The organism is Flavobacterium sp. (genome assembly GCF_036405015.1).
In the GTDB taxonomy this organism is placed as follows: Bacteria; Bacteroidota; Bacteroidia; order Flavobacteriales; family Flavobacteriaceae; genus Flavobacterium.
Genome location: NZ_DASWYK010000207.1, coordinates 48,241 through 65,787, shown reverse-complemented (window position 1 = coordinate 65,787; position 17,547 = coordinate 48,241). Strand labels below are relative to the sequence as shown.

General features: G+C 32.6%; 16 protein-coding genes. 14 read left to right on the top strand and 2 right to left on the bottom strand.

Going from position 1 to position 17,547, the window contains the following annotated elements; genetic code table 11:
• The first annotated feature begins 342 nt into the window (after nt 1-342).
• From recF to VGE71_RS17850, 11 genes are all read left to right on the top strand, one after another.
• Nucleotides 343-1,422, top strand: a complete 1,080-nt coding sequence (recF, locus tag VGE71_RS17900; protein ID WP_331139528.1) for a DNA replication/repair protein RecF — start codon at nt 343-345, stop codon at nt 1,420-1,422.
• Nucleotides 1,423-1,547: 125 nt separating this feature from the next.
• Nucleotides 1,548-2,225, top strand: a complete 678-nt coding sequence (locus tag VGE71_RS17895) for a DUF2461 domain-containing protein (RefSeq protein ID WP_331139527.1) — start codon at nt 1,548-1,550, stop codon at nt 2,223-2,225.
• Between the two features lie 90 nt (nt 2,226-2,315).
• Nucleotides 2,316-3,365 carry a glycosyltransferase gene (locus tag VGE71_RS17890; RefSeq protein WP_331139526.1) on the top strand — a complete coding sequence of 350 codons (1,050 nt, stop codon included), beginning with the start codon at nt 2,316-2,318 and terminating at the stop codon, nt 3,363-3,365.
• Nucleotides 3,366-3,402: 37 nt separating this feature from the next.
• Nucleotides 3,403-4,941, top strand: coding sequence for a rhomboid family intramembrane serine protease (locus VGE71_RS17885; RefSeq protein WP_331139525.1), 1,539 nt, complete (start codon nt 3,403-3,405; stop codon nt 4,939-4,941).
• A 129-nt stretch (nt 4,942-5,070) separates the two neighbouring features.
• The gene (locus VGE71_RS17880) at nt 5,071-6,174 is read left to right on the top strand and encodes a histidinol-phosphate transaminase (RefSeq protein ID WP_331139524.1); all 1,104 of its coding nucleotides are present in this window, start codon (nt 5,071-5,073) and stop codon (nt 6,172-6,174) included.
• Nucleotides 6,175-6,282: 108 nt separating this feature from the next.
• A complete protein-coding gene (murB, locus tag VGE71_RS17875) occupies nt 6,283-7,296 on the top strand; it encodes a UDP-N-acetylmuramate dehydrogenase (protein ID WP_331139523.1) in 1,014 nt (337 codons plus the stop codon).
• 75 nt (nt 7,297-7,371) lie between these two features.
• The gene (locus tag VGE71_RS17870) at nt 7,372-7,986 is read left to right on the top strand and encodes an FMN-binding negative transcriptional regulator (RefSeq protein ID WP_144217874.1); all 615 of its coding nucleotides are present in this window, start codon (nt 7,372-7,374) and stop codon (nt 7,984-7,986) included.
• 85 nt (nt 7,987-8,071) lie between these two features.
• Nucleotides 8,072-9,178, top strand: a complete 1,107-nt coding sequence (locus tag VGE71_RS17865) for a glycosyltransferase (protein WP_331139522.1) — start codon at nt 8,072-8,074, stop codon at nt 9,176-9,178.
• A complete protein-coding gene (locus tag VGE71_RS17860) occupies nt 9,169-9,720 on the top strand; it encodes an RNA polymerase sigma factor (protein ID WP_331139521.1) in 552 nt (183 codons plus the stop codon). Before VGE71_RS17865 ends, VGE71_RS17860 begins: the two co-directional genes overlap by 10 nt.
• A 159-nt stretch (nt 9,721-9,879) precedes the next feature.
• On the top strand, nt 9,880-10,713 hold the full coding sequence (locus VGE71_RS17855) for an energy transducer TonB (protein WP_331139520.1): 834 nt from the start codon (nt 9,880-9,882) through the stop codon (nt 10,711-10,713).
• A gap of 158 nt (nt 10,714-10,871) precedes the next feature.
• Complete coding sequence (locus VGE71_RS17850) at nt 10,872-11,252, top strand: PH domain-containing protein (RefSeq protein ID WP_144217866.1); 381 nt, start codon at nt 10,872-10,874, stop codon at nt 11,250-11,252.
• A gap of 49 nt (nt 11,253-11,301) precedes the next feature.
• Here VGE71_RS17850 and VGE71_RS17845 read toward each other — a convergent pair whose 3' ends face one another.
• Complete coding sequence (locus tag VGE71_RS17845) at nt 11,302-12,177, bottom strand: M48 family metalloprotease (RefSeq protein WP_331139519.1); 876 nt, start codon at nt 12,175-12,177, stop codon at nt 11,302-11,304.
• Nucleotides 12,178-12,355: 178 nt separating this feature from the next.
• Nucleotides 12,356-13,222, bottom strand: coding sequence for a M48 family metalloprotease (locus VGE71_RS17840; protein ID WP_331139518.1), 867 nt, complete (start codon nt 13,220-13,222; stop codon nt 12,356-12,358).
• A 169-nt stretch (nt 13,223-13,391) separates the two neighbouring features.
• Here VGE71_RS17840 and lipA point away from each other — a divergent pair, with 169 nt between their 5' ends.
• The 3 genes from lipA (at nt 13,392) to VGE71_RS17825 (ending at nt 17,546) form a co-directional block, all read left to right on the top strand.
• Nucleotides 13,392-14,258: a lipoyl synthase gene (gene lipA / locus VGE71_RS17835; protein ID WP_331139517.1), complete on the top strand. Its 867-nt coding sequence runs from the start codon at nt 13,392-13,394 to the stop codon at nt 14,256-14,258.
• A gap of 91 nt (nt 14,259-14,349) precedes the next feature.
• Complete coding sequence (gap, locus tag VGE71_RS17830) at nt 14,350-15,348, top strand: type I glyceraldehyde-3-phosphate dehydrogenase (RefSeq protein ID WP_331139516.1); 999 nt, start codon at nt 14,350-14,352, stop codon at nt 15,346-15,348.
• Nucleotides 15,349-15,374: 26 nt separating this feature from the next.
• The gene (locus VGE71_RS17825) at nt 15,375-17,546 is read left to right on the top strand and encodes an ATP-binding protein (RefSeq protein ID WP_331139515.1); all 2,172 of its coding nucleotides are present in this window, start codon (nt 15,375-15,377) and stop codon (nt 17,544-17,546) included.
• The last annotated feature ends 1 nt before the right edge of the window (nt 17,547 follow it).

Genomic DNA, 17,547 nt, shown 5'->3' with positions numbered 1-17,547 from the left:
AAAATTTTTATTGAAAATGACGTAAAAAATTTCAATTTTATCACTATTTTAAAAGAAATATTTTTCTTATTCACATCTTGTTTCCTTAAAGGAACAAAATAAATCGGCTGAGAATCGCTCTGAAGTCAATTATATCGATAATTTTCGGTAATTTGCACCACTCAATTCAAATCAAATCTTGCAAAGCTGAAATTACATTTTTAGCCACAGATTTCACAGATTCAAAGAGATTAAAAAAACTTTAGCAGAATCTTTTTAATCATTTTAATCTGTAGCAGAAAAAAAATGCGAAGAATTGGCTAAAAACGAAAAACTTTATCTTTCTATAGAGTCCCTAAAAAAATGCATTTAAACAAAATCTCTTTATTCAATTATAAAAACTTTTCTGAAGCTAGTTTTGATTTCGACATCAAAATCAATTGTTTCGTGGGAAAAAATGGTATCGGAAAAACCAACGTTCTCGATGCTATTTACCATTTGGCTTACGGAAAAAGTTATTTTAATCCGCTGGCTGTTCAAAATATCAAACACGGCGAAGAGTTTTTTGTAATTGATGCCGAACTCGAAAAAAACGAAAGAACAGAACAGATTGTTTGCAGTTTAAAAAAAGGACAGAAAAAAGTATTGAAACGAAACGGAAAAGCATACGATAAATTTTCTGACCATATCGGATTTATTCCACTTGTAATTATTTCGCCAGCAGACAGAGATTTAATTGTAGAAGGAAGCGAAACACGTCGTAAATTTATGGACAGTGTAATTTCGCAATTAGATTCTACTTATTTACATCAGCTTATTCAATATCAAAAAGTGATTGTGCAGCGAAATGCGCTTTTGAAGTATTTTGCACTCAACCATACTTTTGACAATGATACCTTATCTATATATAATGAGCAATTAAATGAATATGGAAAATCTATTTTTGAAAAGAGAAAAGATTTTCTAGAAGAATTCATACCTATATTCAACAGACACCATCAAGCCATAACGGGATCTGAAGAAAGTGTTCAACTGGTTTACGAAAGTCATTTGTTTGAAAAAGACCTGCTAATACTTTTACAAGAAAACATAAACAAAGACAGAGCGCTTCATTATACAACAGTTGGAATTCATAAAGATGATTTGTCTTTTGAAATTGATTCGCATCCGATAAAAAAATTCGGATCGCAAGGACAGCAGAAATCTTTTTTGATTGCCTTGAAATTGGCTCAATTTGAATTTCTAAAAAAACAAAGCGGCGTAAAACCAATTCTTTTGTTTGATGACATCTTTGATAAGTTAGACGAAACTCGTGTAGCTAAGATTGTAGAAATGGTAAACAGCGAAACATTTGGACAGCTTTTTATTTCTGATACTCATCCAGAAAGAACCGAAGCAATTGTAAAATCGACACATCAGAGCTATAAGATATTTAATTTGTGATTTATTGAATACTTAAAAATTGATATAATTTGTATCAGTTTTTGCAGTGAATTCCAAAACAGAAATCATTACATTAGCCTGAATAAAAAATTTAGAACACAACTGCAATAAAATATATAAGGAATATGCTAACGAAAGAATCATTGCAATTTTTAGACGATTTAAGAAAAAACAATAATCGAGAATGGTTTCAGGAAAATAAAAAGAGATACGAAGTTTTCAAGAAAGATTACCATCAATTGGTGAGTGATTTTCTAGATGAGATGAAACCGCTCGATCCTTCATTAGAATTATTAGAAGTCAAAAACTGTACTTTTAGAATTAACCGAGATATTCGTTTTTCTAAAGACAAATCTCCATACAAAGCTCATTTAGGCGTTTGGATGTCTACAGGCGCAAAAGGTGCAAACCGCGCTGGATATTATGTTCATATTGAAAAAGGAGCCAGTTTTATTGCTGGCGGATTTTATTCGCCTGAAGCAGAAGACTTAAAGAAAGTCCGTAAAGAAATTGCTTTTTTCTATGATGATTTACAGGAAATTTTAAATGACAAAAACTTTAAAAAGGAATTTGGAAATTTAGACATCAACGAAAATAATTCACTTAAAAGCATGCCTCGTGGTTACGAGAAAGACCATCCCGCAATTGAGTATTTAAAACTAAAAAGCTTCACAGCAACTCAAGTTTACAATGTTTCTGAAGTGTTGGAAAAAGATTTCGTAAAGAAAATGAGCCAAAAACTTATCGCGCTTAAACCATTGAATGATTTTATCAATCGCGCTTTAGAAACTGAGGAATTTTAGTTTTATTTGCCACAGATTATCACAGATTAATTTTTCGCAATTACAAAATCCTTTTAATCTTTTTAATCTGTGGCAAAAAACAATAACTGAATGAAAAGAAAAATACTTTTTCTTGGAGAATCTTATCGCGCTGACGCCATTACTTGGATGAAAGGCCTGAAAGAGTTTGGCGATTTTGAGATTATCACTTGGGAACTTCAAACTTCCAACAACCAAAGATTCAAACGTATTTTAGAGTATTTTTTTGCTCCTATTTCTATTCGAAAAATCATTAAAAAAGAAAAACCAGATATGGTTATTGCAGAAAGAACTACCAGTTACGGTTTTCTTGCTGCAATATCAGGATCCAAAACCATAGCGATTGCGCAGCAAGGTCGAACTGATTTATGGCCTGAGGATTCTGTTTTATATCCTTATAAAAAATTCATTCAGAAATATGCTTTTAAAAAAGCCAATTTAATTCATGCTTGGGGTCCTGTTATGGCAATTCACATGAAAGAAACGGGTGTTGACATGGATAAAGTTTTAATACTCCCAAAAGGAATTGATTTGTCGCATTTTACTCCTTCAACCCATAATTCAGAAAAAATTGAAGCCGTTGTAACACGTTCGCTTCTGCCAGAATACCGACACGATTCTATTTTAAAAGCTTTTGGAATTTTAAACCAAAAAGGAATCGATTTTTCTTTGACCATCGTTGGAGACGGAACGAGATTACAGTTTTTGAAAGATTTAGCTACAGCACTTCAAATTGAAAATAAAGTAATTTTTACAGGAAGAATTCCGAATACTCAACTTCCTAAATTATTACAGCAATCCAATATTTACATCAGCATGCCGATTACCGAAGGTGTCTCAGCATCTTTGTTTGAGGCTATGGCTTGCAACTGCTTTCCTGTAGTTTCTAATATTCCTGGAAATCAAAGCTGGATTACACATCGCGAAAATGGTCAACTAATCGAAATTGACCATATTGAAATGTTGGCAGAAGAATTGATTTGGTCTTTTGAAAATCCAGAATTACGAAATCAAGCTATTATTCAAAACAGGAAATTTGTGGAAGAAAATGCGAATTATGCTCTTAACATGAAAATCATTTCACAGAAATATCATGAATTGCTCGATTCTAGAGAGCACTAATATTTAATATAACCTACTAAATTACAGAACTTAAAGAATGAAAGACCTTTTAGAAAAAATCAAACTTATCTACCTTCCTTTTGTTGTTATTTCAATTAGTTTCATTCTCATCTATACCTTTTTAAACTGGCTTTTATTTATAAAATTTGAATTATTCCCTATAAATGAAAAACTTTTAAATTTCTGGCTCCCATTGGGATTGCCGTGGATATTTATTTATTTTTTTCTAAGTCCAAGATTACGATTTTTAAAATTTAAAGAAGATCGTAAATCTTATGGTTTTCAACTTTTGGCTGGTTTTACCATAGCAATATCAACAATTATTGCTCAAGAATATTTGAGTACAGCGACAGGAAAACTGACTTCGCTTAAAACAATTTCAGACATTCAAAAACACGAAAAAACAAAGTATTACACTTTACAAAAAAAATATATTGATAAAAAAAATTATGGTGCTGTAAAAGTCAGCGATGTATCTGGAAAAAATAATGAGCATTTCAATATGTCCATTTATGTTGCAATGCCCATTTTAGAAACAGCCAAAGACACCTCTAAATTCGAATGCAATTATTGGTTAGGAGAAAGATACTCATCTCAAATAAGCAATCGATTATCTATTGATGAAAAGAAGTTTAAATTCAAAGAATTGGCTGAAAGATCTGACGAAGAATTCAAAAGAACAGATTTTACACAATTTAGCTATTTAGAATTACTTGGAAACACAGACAAACATGACAATTTTAACGATGCAATCGAAGAAAACACACATTATGATTTCAAGAAACCTATTTTATTAATTGCACATAACGAACCTTTTGAAAAAAGAAATGGCAAGAAATTACAATGGTTCTTTATGTCTTTAGGAGGAGGTTTTTTAATTTGGTTTCTTTTATTGGTTTTCATTCCACTTCAACCCCAAAAAAAGAGAAATTTTGAAGTCGCAAAAAAATCTCAAATTACAACTTTAAAAGACACTTTAAGTTTTTTAATCCCAAAAGAAGGTTTTTACATTACTCCTATTTTAATAAACATCAATCTACTTGTGTTTATTATTATGGTATTTTCAGGTTATGGATTTTTCTCTTTTAAAGGAAACATTTTATTGGACTGGGGTGCCAATTTCAGACCTTTGGTTACAAGTGGACAAGGATGGCGATTGTTGACATCGATATTTCTTCACAACGGAATAATTCATCTATTTAACAACATGATCGGACTTGGATTTCTTGGTTTCTTAATTGAGAAAAACTTAGGAAAAATGAGATATCTCCTAATCTATTTAGCAACAGGAATTATGGGTAGCATTGCTAGTATTTGGTGGTATGAAGCAACTGTTAGCGTTGGAGCTTCTGGCGCCATTTTTGGCCTTGCAGGACTTTATCTGGCATTAATAGTTTTCAAAGCTTTCCCAGATGATTTCAATAAAATATTTTTAAAATTTATTTTGGTATATGTTGGAATCAACTTAGTTATGGGATTTCTAATTCCGGATATTGATAATGCCGGACATATTGGCGGGCTTTTAAGTGGTTTTATAATCGGATTTTTATTGTCTGATTCTCTTAAATCTACATAATTAAGCGATTTAATTTTAAAACAAATTACAAAATCAAATTAACAACTTACAGAAGCAAAAGCCTCGTAACTTTTCCTGAATCTCAACGACATATTGTTCAATAAACGGTTTAATTTAATCTAAAAAATCATGAACAATAGAAGAGATTGGCTCAAAAAAGTAAGTTTAGGCGCAGTAGGATTAGGCTTTTGCCATTTTGAAACATTTGCAAATACTCCATCTGAAAAGTATATTTTTCCAGATTTAGAGCAATCCCCTATTTTATTGCGATCAAATGAAAATCCGTATGGTCCTTCTCCGCTGGCGCGCGAAGCTATGCAGAAAAGCATCAACAACAGCAATCGATATGGTTGGAATCTTTCAGGCGAATTAATTTCTCTTATTGCTAAAAAGAATAATGTTTCAGATCGCAATATTCTTCTTGGTGCTGGTTCTACAGAAATTTTGGATTTAGTTCTTCAATATACTGCGTTGCAAAAAGGCAATTTCGTATTAGCAGAAACCACTTTTGATTATTGGACATTTCCATCTAAAAAATTAGGACTTAAAAAAATCACAGTTCCACTAACTGCAGATAAAAAACACGATTTATCAGCAATGTTCAAAGCAATTGATGCGGATACGAAAATGGTCTACATCTGTAATCCAAACAATCCAACGGGAACTATATGCGATAGAGATCAATTGGTTTCTTTTATAAAAGAAGCTTCAAAAAAAGCCATTGTTTTTGTTGACGAAGCGTATCTTGATTTCACAAAAGAAGAATCTTTAAGTAATCTTGTAATCGAAAACAAAAATCTAATTGTTACCAAAACTTTTTCAAAAATGTATGGTTTGGCTGGTGCACGTATAGGTTATGCAGTAGCTGCTTCTTCAACAATTGACGAACTAAGCGCTTTAAAATCTGCTCCTAATTTATCGGTCAGTTTAGTTTCAATAGCAGCAGCAATTGCCTCTTTAAAAGATGAAAAGTTCATTAAAGAAGTTCATTCATTAAATGAAAACGTAAAAAAATACACCATCGAACAACTTACCAAACTCAATTTAACTTGTATCCCATCTCATTCGAATTTTGTTTATTTCTCTTTGGATAATTATAAAAAAGATTTCTTCAAACAATTGGAAAATCACAACATACAAGGAACCAAAATTTATGAAGAAAATGGAAAATGGACTAGAATTACCATTGGCACAATGAAAGAAATGCAACAATTTATTGAAGCCATAAAGTAAAATTTTGAAAAAAGTCTTTTTATAGAAAATCTACTCAAATAAATTATAATCGTTACTTTTGATCTCAGAATTTTTCCGAAGTTTCGGAACTTAAAAAGCCTTTTATTTATGGAAATCCAATCCAATTTTTCTTTAAAAAAATACAACACTTTTGGTATTGAAGCTAGTGCTAAACAATTTGTTGCCGTTCATTCTATTGCTGAATTGAAAACAGTTTTACAAGAAAACAAAAACGAGAAAAAATTTATTTTAGGAGGCGGAAGTAATATGCTTTTAACAAAAGATATTGACGCTTTGGTTATTCATATTGATTTAAAAGGAAAAAAAATCACAAAAGAAGACAACGATTTTGTCTGGGTTGAAAGTCAGGCTGGAGAGGTATGGCACGATTTCGTACTTTGGACTATTGACAATAATTTTGGCGGATTAGAAAACATGTCTTTAATTCCAGGAAATGTTGGTACAACTCCAGTGCAGAATATTGGAGCTTACGGAACCGAAATAAAAGACACTTTTGTTTCTTGCGAAGCGATGAATATTGAAACTCAGGAAATGAAAACTTTCACAAATGACCAATGTAATTTTGGTTACCGTGAAAGCATTTTCAAACACGAAGTCAAAGACCAATATATTATTACTTCGGTTGTTTTTAAACTGACCAAACGCAATCACAAAATCAATACTTCTTACGGAGATATTTTGGCAGAATTGGCTAAAAACAATATTACAGAACCAGCATTAAAAGATGTAAGTAATGCTGTAATTGCCATTAGACAAAGTAAATTACCCGATCCGAAAGAACTGGGAAATAGCGGAAGCTTCTTCAAAAATCCAATTATCTCGAAATCTGATTTCGAAAAAATCCATCAGAAATTTCCAGAAATGAAATTTTATGAAGTTTCAGATACTGAGGTAAAAGTTCCTGCAGGTTGGTTAATTGAGCAAGCCGGTTTTAAAGGAAAACGTTTTGGTGATGCAGGAGTTCATAAAAATCAAGCTTTGGTTTTGGTAAATTACGGAAACGCGACTGGACAGGAAATTCTAGCGGTTTCAAAAGAAGTTCAGAAAACCGTTTTTGAAAAATTTGGAATTCAAATCGAAGCGGAAGTGAATGTGATTTAAAACACAAATTTCACTAATTAGCACAAATTTAATTCGTGGAAATTTGTGAAATTCGTAACAGCTAAACAATACAAAATGCATACACCTGACTTATATAAAAATGAAAATCAGGAAGAAATCAGAGCTTTTTTGAAAGAAAATAGTTTTGGAATTCTGATAAATCAGACAAACGGAAAACTTACAGCAACACATATTCCGATAGAATTAGGATTGAATGCTGAAGGAAAAGAAATTCTGGAAGGACATATTTCTAAACTAAATCCCCAAGCAGAGGGTTTTAGAGAAAATGATGAGGTTTTAGCTGTTTTCACAGGTCCGCACAGTTATATTTCTTCTTCTTGGTACGATCACGAAAATGTTCCAACTTGGAATTACATAGCCGTACATGTTTATGGCAGAATCAAAATTGTTGACTATGAGACTTCTGTAGAACAATTGAAAAAATTAGTTGACAAGTATGAAGTAAACTCTGAAAACCCTGTTCGTGTAGAAGATTTGTCAGCCAAAACAATGCGTGAAGCGAGAGGAATCTTTGGTTTTGAAATTGAAATTGAAGAAATTCAGGCCACTAAAAAACTTTCTCAAAACCGAGACGACCACAATTACAAGAACATAATTTCAGAATTAGAAAAAACTGAAAACCCTCAGTCTATTGCTATTGCAAAAGAAATGTCAAAATGCCGAAAGTAAATCGGCTTAAGCTATTGAATTTAGCGAATTCATAAGTACATTTGCAGTCGCAGAGCGCAAAAATTAATAGAACCAAATAAATCAGATGCTTATATACATATTTTACTTTTTTATTGCTATTGTTGTTGTTCAACTATCTTATTATCTCGGAATTTTTGGAAAGTTTGCTTTTAGCAAACCACAACATATTACGCCTAAAAATCTTCCAATTTCTGTAATTGTATGTGCAAAAAATGAAGAAGAGAATGTAAAAAAATTCATTCCTCTTTTGGCACAACAAAATTATCCAGATTTTGAAATCGTCTTAATTGATGATGCATCAAGCGATGAAACTCTTGAAGTTTTTGAAGAATTTGAAAAAGAATTCTCCAATATCCGTTTAGTAAAAGTGGAGAATAACGAAGCTTTTTGGGGAAATAAAAAATACGCTTTAACACTTGGAATCAAGGCAGCAAAAAAAGATTATTTATTATTTACAGATGCCGATTGTTACCCAACTTCTAAAGACTGGATTACAGCAATGTCTTCGCAGTTTACAATGAACAGAACAATTGTTTTAGGTTACGGCGGTTATGAAAAAGTAGAACGTTCGTTTTTAAATAAAGTCATTCGTTTTGAAACTGTTTTAACGGCTCTTCAATATTTTTCATGGGCAAAAGCGGGACTTCCATACATGGGAGTTGGCCGAAATTTGGCCTACAAAAAAGAAGAGTTTTTTAATGTAAATGGTTTTATTGATCACATTCAGATTCGTTCTGGCGATGATGATTTGTTTATCAATCAAGCAGCAAATAAAACAAATACGACTATTTCTTATACACCTGAAAGCTTTACGTATTCAAAACCCAAAAGAACTTTCAGAGAATGGTTTACACAAAAAAGAAGACATGTTTCTACTGCAGAACATTACAAGTTTTTTGACAAGATGCAGTTAGGATTGTTTTTCCTTTCACAATTATTTTTCTTTTTATTAGTTATCATTCTACTTGCTTTTCAATTTCAATGGATTGCAGTATTGGCAATTTTAGCAACACGTTACACCGTAGTTTGGACCGTAATTGGATGTTCTGCAGGAAAACTGAAAGAAAATGACCTTAAAATATGGTTTCCAGTTGTTGAGATAGCGCTTATATTAACGCAAATTAATATCTTTATAACTAATATCTTTTCAAAACCAGTATATTGGAAATAAATTCTAAAATAGAAAAAGCAAAAAAAGGCGATCAGATCGCCTTTACTTTTTTATTAGATCATTATTGGAATGAGGTGTACGCTTTTATGCTCAAACGAACCGAGAACGAGACTACCGCAGAAGATGTTACCATAGAAACTTTTTCTAAAGCTTTTGACAAAATAGCTTCTTACAATCCTGAATTTCAATTCAATACTTGGCTTATTGCGATTGCAAAAAATGTCTATATAGATTTACTCCGCAAAAAGAAAACCAATCTTTTTATAGAAATCACAGACAATGAAGATCAACAGGCTTACAATATAGCCGACCCTACTCCCTCTGCAGAAGATGCATTAATTAAAGAACAGAACCTTTCCCGTCTGCTTTTATGCATTAAAGAACTAAAACCCCATTATCAGGAAGTAATTCAACTTCGTTATTTCCAAGAAATGTCTTATCAGGAAATTGCCGTTAAGATTGATGAGCCTTTGAGCAGTGTAAAAGTTAAACTTTTACGTGCAAAAAAATTATTGGCAGAAATCATCGAACGTAACAGATAATTTACTATCTTTAAACAAAGAAAAATATACTATTCGTATTTTTATTCTTAAAAATCTATTATTATCACATACTAAAACTGCAATTTTCTCGTTGTAGCTCCAAACCTAAACCTTTTCTGCGTATGAATTAAAGTTACTTAACCTTAAAACCCAAAAATTATGTCTAAATTGAACATTTATGAAAACAAATGGAACGATCTTGTTTTCGAAAACAGAAACAAAGAGTATGGTGCTTATCAATTACGCCAAGAAAACCCTAGAACTACGGTTAATGCACTCTTTATGGGTTTATTGTTAATAACGGCTCTGGGAAGCATACCTGTATTGATTAGTAAATTTAAGCCACAAACTGTAGATCCAGCAACGGAAATTCCTACTTTTGATGACGAACACGTTGTAACACCTTACAATCCAACAACTGTAACGCCACCACCACCTGCTCCACCAGCACCTGTCGTTGAACAGACTGCAGCTACGAAAACGGAGTCAACACAGTTAGTTAATCCTGTAATCACAACTGCAGAAAATGCCGTAGAGAAAATTGCAGTAAACACAGACAATGCTCCTGTAGTAGAAAGTGTTCAAAGAACAGGAACTCCTAATGGCTCAACAACAGCTCCAGGAGGCGGAGGAAACGGAAGCATAGTTTCTGCAGCGCCATCAACAGGCGAACCAGTTTCTACAGCTATTTTAGACAAACTTCCTGAATATCCAGGCGGAATTGGTGAGTTCTACAAATATGTTGGAAACAATTTCCGCAGACCAGAACTGGACATGGAAAAAACATTAAGAGTTTATCTTTCTTTTGTTGTTGAAAAAGACGGATCTATCACTGACATTATTGTTTTAAATGATCCTGGTTATGGAATGGGAAAAGAAGCGATCAGAGTTTTAAAATCTGTAAAAGCAAAATGGAGTCCTGGAATTCTTGACGGAAAAGCAGTACGTACAGCATATAAACTTCCAATTACAATCAAAACGGAAGTGGAATAATTAAAAAAAGCAGAACTTAGGTTCTGCTTTTTTTATGGAATAAATCACACCTTAATTTTTCTTAATCTCTTAATGATTAGAAATAAATTTTATTCTCTATTTTATTTACTTTTACTCCTTCAAAACACCAATTACTTTAACCAACAAAAAATAAAATAATGGGAATATTTTCAGCTCTTATGGGCAATGCAGGTTCTGTAAGTCAGGAAGATTTACTTAAAAAATACGGACAGCTTCTAACTACAAATGAAGAAATCGAAATGGGTTTTAAACTTATTCGCGATACATTTATCTTCACCAATAAAAGATTGATTTTAGTTGATGTACAAGGAATTACAGGAAGCAAAACCGAATACAAATCGATTGCTTACAAAAACATCACAAGATTTAGCGTAGAAACAGCCGGCACTTTTGATCTTGATGCCGAATTGAAAATTTGGATTTCAAGTGAACAGCAACCTAGTATTGTAAAACAGTTTAACAAATCGGTTAATGTTTACGAAGTACAGAAAGTTTTAGCTTTTCACGTTTTAGGATAAAAACAAAACCCGGCATTTGCCGGGTTTCTTATTACAGTAAAAACTACTATTATTTCTTTTTTGCAGTAGTTGTTTTCTTTGTAGTTGTCGCTTTTTTAGTTGTAGTTGCTGCTGGAGCTGTATTTACAATTTTTTGCTGCACATAAACTTTATAAACTCCATCTTTTTCAGCTCTCTTTTTAGCATCATCAGCTCTTTTCTTAGAATCTGGGTGAGAACTCATCATTTGATCAATAAATGAGGCTTGAGATCCTTCACTCATCTTAGCTAAAATTCTAAAAGCAGATTCTTCAGCATTCACATTATAACCATTTTTCTTCATAAAATTATAAGCAAATAAATCGGCTTCAGATTCTTGTTTGCGACTGTATTTACTATCAATAATAGCACTTCCAATTTTTCCAAGCTGGCTGTCAGTAACAGATGCCACAGTAGCAGATTGTGAAGCTGCACCATCCATCAAAGCTTCTTTTTGATAAGCTGCTCTAATTGCATCTCTCGAATCATTATTCACAACGTGTCCAATTTCGTGTCCAATTACAGCAATTAACTCGTTATCATCCATAATATCCATTAATCCAGAATATACACGAACACTTCCGTCTGCTGTTGCAAACGCATTTACTTCTTTAATTTTATACACTTTATAATTTAAAGTAAATCCGTCAGTAGTAGCATGTTTTCCAAAAACTCGGTTCAACCTTAAAGTATAACCATCAGTTGGTCCAGCAATTTCATGTTCTGCATCTAGTTTATCAACTGCTTCTTTAGATAATTTAGCGGCATCTGCATTGCTAAAAGTAAAACCTGTCACTCCTTTTTGAACTGCCCCTATTGCTTTATCTCCAAAATTAATTTGAGCAGTCATTTTAGTTAATCCAAATGCTGCAAATAAAAGCCCTGCTATTATAAATTTCTTTTTCATGTTTTTTACAATTACAATTTAACAACAAATGTAAATAACAAAAATGCTATTTCATTTCACAAAAAGTTTGTTTTTTCAACAATTAAAGATATAAAAATTAAGTCAATGGCGAATAGTTTGATAATCAAAAAAAACGGCAGATCCTTTAGATCTGCCGTTTTCAAATTATATCTAAAAATTATTTCTTTTTTGCTGTAGTCTTTTTCGCTGGAGTAGTTTTGGTGGTTTTAGTAGCTGGAGCAGTGTTTACTATTTTCTGCTGTTCGTAAGCTTTATACAAACCGTCTTTTGTGGCTCTCTTTTTAGCTTCTTCAGCTCTTTTACCAGAATCGGGGTGCGAACTCATCATCTTAGTCATAAAAGAAGAATCTGCTCCTTCACTTAATTTTTGCAAAATCCTAAAAGCCGATTCTACAGCGTTAACATCGTAACCATTTTTTTTCATGAAGTTATAAGAATACAAATCAGCCTCAGATTCTTGTTTTCTACTGTGTTTACTGTCTATCATCGCACTTCCTATAGCGCCCAATTGAGAATTTGTAATTGCTTCCACTTTTCCTGATTGAGATGAAGCAGCATCCATTAATGCTTCTTTTTTATAAGCAGCTTTAATGGCATCTCTTGTATCATGATTAACAACGTGACCAATTTCATGACCAATAACAGCCAGCAATTCATTATCGTCCATAATATCCATTAAACCTGCAAATACACGAACACTTCCGTCTGCACAAGCAAAAGCATTAATATCTTTTACTAAATAAACCTTGTAATTTAACGTAACTCCTTCGCTTGTAGCATGTTTTCCAAACACACGATTTAAACGAATAGCATAACCATCAGTTGGTCCTGCAACGGGATTATTCGCATCCATTTCTTCAATCGCTTTTTTTGCCAAAGCAGCTGCATCTGCATCGCTAAATGTAAACCCTGAAACTCCTTTTCCTAGAGCTCCCATTGCCTTGTCTGAAAGTATTTGCGCATTTACTCCAGTAAGACCAAAAATCATAAATAAAACTCCTAAGACAATAAATCTTCTTTTCATATTTTAAACAATTAAGTGAATGACAAAATTAATTTTGAACGAATTTTAAGATGTCACTGAAAGTCAAATTTGTAACAGATTAGGTCTGAAATACGAAAAGTAAACGAAAAGTAAATTTAGCCCTCAAAATGAACTACATTCCGTATCTTTGTACTTTGATTATTAATATATGGAAACATCCGCTGCTAATATAACTACTGCAAAACCTAAATGGTTAAAAGTAAAACTGCCAATTGGACAAAAATATACTGAACTAAGAGGTTTGGTTGATAAATATAGTTTAAATACAATTTGTACTTCGGGAAGCTGCCCTAATATGGGAGAATGCTGGGGTGAAGGAACTGCAACTTTCATGATTTTAGGAAATGTCTGTACACGTTCTTGTGGTTTCTGTGGTGTAAAAACCGGAAGACCAGAAACAGTAGATTGGGACGAACCTGAAAAAGTAGCTCGCTCTATTAAAATCATGAATATCAAACACGCTGTTATTACAAGTGTGGACAGAGATGACTTAAAAGATGGAGGTTCTATTATTTGGATGGAAACTGTAAGAGCTATCCGTAGAATGAACCCTACTACTACTCTTGAAACTTTAATTCCGGATTTTCAAGGAATTGAAAGAAACTTAGATCGTATTGTAGAAGCAAATCCTGAAGTGGTTTCTCATAACATGGAAACTGTGAGACGTTTGACTCGCGAAGTTCGTATTCAGGCTAAATATGACAGAAGTTTAGAAGTGCTTCGTTATTTAAAAGAAAAAGGCATTAACAGAACCAAATCAGGAATTATGTTGGGTCTTGGAGAAACAGAAGAAGAAGTTTTTCAGACTATGACTGATTTAAGAAATGCCAATGTAGATGTTGTAACTATTGGTCAATATTTACAACCATCAAAAAAACATCTTCCTGTAAAAGAATTTATTACTCCTGAACAATTTGCCCGTTATGAAAAATTCGGACTTGATTTAGGTTTTAGACATGTAGAAAGCGGACCATTAGTTCGTTCTTCATACAAAGCACAAAAACATATTTTATAAAAAAAGTTTAACTGTTTAATCGGTAAATTGTTTAACCGTATCATCGATTAAACGATTTACCGGTTTACCGATTAAACAAATAACCAAAAAATTGAAAACAAGAATTGCCATTAATGGATTTGGAAGAATTGGAAGAAATTTATTTCGCTTACTTTTAAATCATCCTGATATCGAAGTTGTTGCTATAAATGACATTGCCGATAACAAAACCATGTCACATTTAATCAAATACGACAGTATTCATGGCGTTTTGCCTTTTGAAGTAAGTCATGACGAAAATAGTATTATTGTAGACGGAAGGCATTTTTTCTTTTTTCATGAAAAAAACATTTTAGATATCGATTGGAAATCGCATTCGATTGACATTGTTATCGAATCGACAGGGAAATACAAAACGCATGAAGAGTTAAACAGACATCTGGAAGCAGGTGCAAAAAAAGTAATTCTTTCTGCCCCGTCTGAAGTAGACACTATAAAAACTGTAGTTCTGGGAGTAAACGAGACTATTTTAGATGGAAATGAAGATATCGTTTCTAATGCAAGTTGCACCACAAATAATGCTGCTCCGATGATTAAAATTATCGAAGAATTGTGTGGTATTGAGCAAGCTTACATTACAACAATACATTCTTTCACCACAGATCAAAGTCTTCACGACCAGCCACATAAGGATTTACGCCGTGCAAGAGGTGCAAGTCAGTCAATTGTTCCAACAACTACTGGCGCAGCTAAGGCATTAACAAAAATTTTTCCTAAATTGCACAACAAAATGGGAGGTTGCGGAATAAGAGTTCCTGTTCCCGACGGTTCATTAACCGACATTACCTTCAATGTTAAACGTGCTGTTAGCATTGAAGAAATAAATAAAGCATTTAAAGAAGCCTCAAAAACAAATTTAAAAGGAATATTAGATTATACCGAAGATCCAATTGTCTCGGTAGATGTAATTGGCAATACACATTCTTGTTTGTTTGATGCACAACTTACTTCGGTTATCGATAAAATGGTAAAAGTAGTTGGCTGGTACGATAACGAGATTGGCTATTCATCAAGATTGATCGATTTAATTTTACTAATAAGAAAAAAATAAGATTCATTGTAAAAGCATTGCCATACATGAAATACTGTCTTTTTATTGTTGTTTGTTTTCTTAACTCGTTTTTGTATTCTCAAACCAAAAAGAATACAGATAGCGTTGCCTATTACAACAAACTAGCCAACAGTAATCTTGACAGTAAAAAGTATGGTCAGGCAGCTGCTTACACACAGAAATCAATCAGTTTTTGCGAAGTTCATGGCCAAAAAGAAAATGCTGCAAATCAGACCTTGAAACTGGGTAAAATTTTTTACAACCAAGGAAAGTTTGAAGAGGCACTAAAGAATTTCCACAAAACCGTTTCTTTATACGATTCATTAAAACCAAGCTGTATAAAGGCTTTGGCTTTATATTATATCGGTGTAGCCAATACTGCTAAAGGCGACTATAAAACAGCTGATGTTTATTACACAAAAGCTCAGAATTTACTAAAAGAGCTCAATATTACTGATCATGTTGAAGCTCTTAGTTACCAAAAAGCATTAGCACAAAAGAAGAATAATGATCTTGCATTGGCTGCAAAAACTTTCAAGAGCATCACTCAAAAACCAAACAATCCGGGCATTATAAGAACAAAAGTAGATTCTTACTATCAACTTGGATTGATTGAAACACAACTTCAAAGAAACGATTCTGCTATAATTTATTTTGACAAAGCACTGGAATACAACGAAAAAAGCAATGACTTACCCAAAAAGTCAAAGATTGTTTTAGCCATAAGTCAATACTATAAAGCCAATAAAAATTATGATATGGCTTATTCTTTTTTAGATGAGCATTATCAGCTTGAAAATTATCTTTTAAGATTAAAAAATGCTAAAGTTGATTTAAATGAATTCGAAAAATTCAAAAAAAATCAATCTTTAAACAATACTATCAAAAGAGAAAGCGAAGAAAAAATCCAGCTTAAAACCTATCGTTATTCTAAGTTAGTCAGCATTTTAGCTATTGCTTTAATTTCGATTTTATCTCTTTTGAGTTTAGCTTTATACAAAAACAATATTATTAGAAACCAAAACAACTTATTGCTTCGCGAAAAAAATAAGGAACTGATTTTAGCCAAAAACAAAGCCGAAAAAGCTTCAAAAGCAAGATCCGAATTTTTGTCAACCGTAAGCCATGAGTTGCGAACTCCATTAAATGCTATTAATGGAATCACCCATATTTTACTTGAAGATAATCCGAAGAAAAAACAACTAAAATATCTGGAATCTTTGAAGTTTTCAGGAAATTATCTGACCACTTTTATCAACGAAATCTTAGAAATCAATAAAATTGATTCAACCAAAGTTGAGGTAGAAACGATCAGCTTTAACCTGAAAGAACTTTTATTCAATATTCAGAGTTCATTAAAGGAACTAGCTACCGCTAATAAAAATTATTTCAATTTAGAAATAGACAAATCGATTCCAGACAGTTTAATGGGAGATCCGACAAAACTATCTCAAATTATCCTGAACCTAATCAACAACGCTTTAAAATTCACTCAAAACGGACATGTAAGCGTTATTGCTAAACTTTACTCTCAGGAAGACGACACGGCTACGATTTACTTTGAAATTGTAGATACGGGAATCGGAATTCCAGAAGACAAACTTCAAACTGTTTTTGAAAGTTTCTCACAGGGATCTATTGAAGTAAACCGAAAATACGGAGGAACCGGACTTGGTCTTACCATTGTAAAAAAACTTATCGAACTATTAGGAGGCGAAATAAAACTAAAAAGCGAAGTGGGTAAAGGCTCTACTTTTACCTTCAAATTAAATTTTAAAATTAACAACGAACCATTGGAAGTAGTAGAAGAAGTAAAACCTTATAGTGACACACAATTGAAACACAAATCTATTTTACTGATTGAGGACAATAAAATCAATCAAATGATAACCAGAAAAATGCTTGAAAACAAAAACATTAACTGTGAAATCATAGATAATGGAGAAGATGCTGTGGAGCTTTTAAAAGTCAAACGTTTTGATATGGTTTTAATGGATGTTCACCTTCCAGGCATCAACGGAACAACGGCTACCAAATTGATTCGCGAATTTGATAAGACAACTCCGATTATCGCTTTGACCGCTATTTCGCTTGACGAAAACCGCGATATGCTTCTTTCTTTCGGAATGGATGATGTTATTACTAAACCATTTGTTCCAGACGAATTCTATACCACTATTGCTAAATTTTTTGATTAAT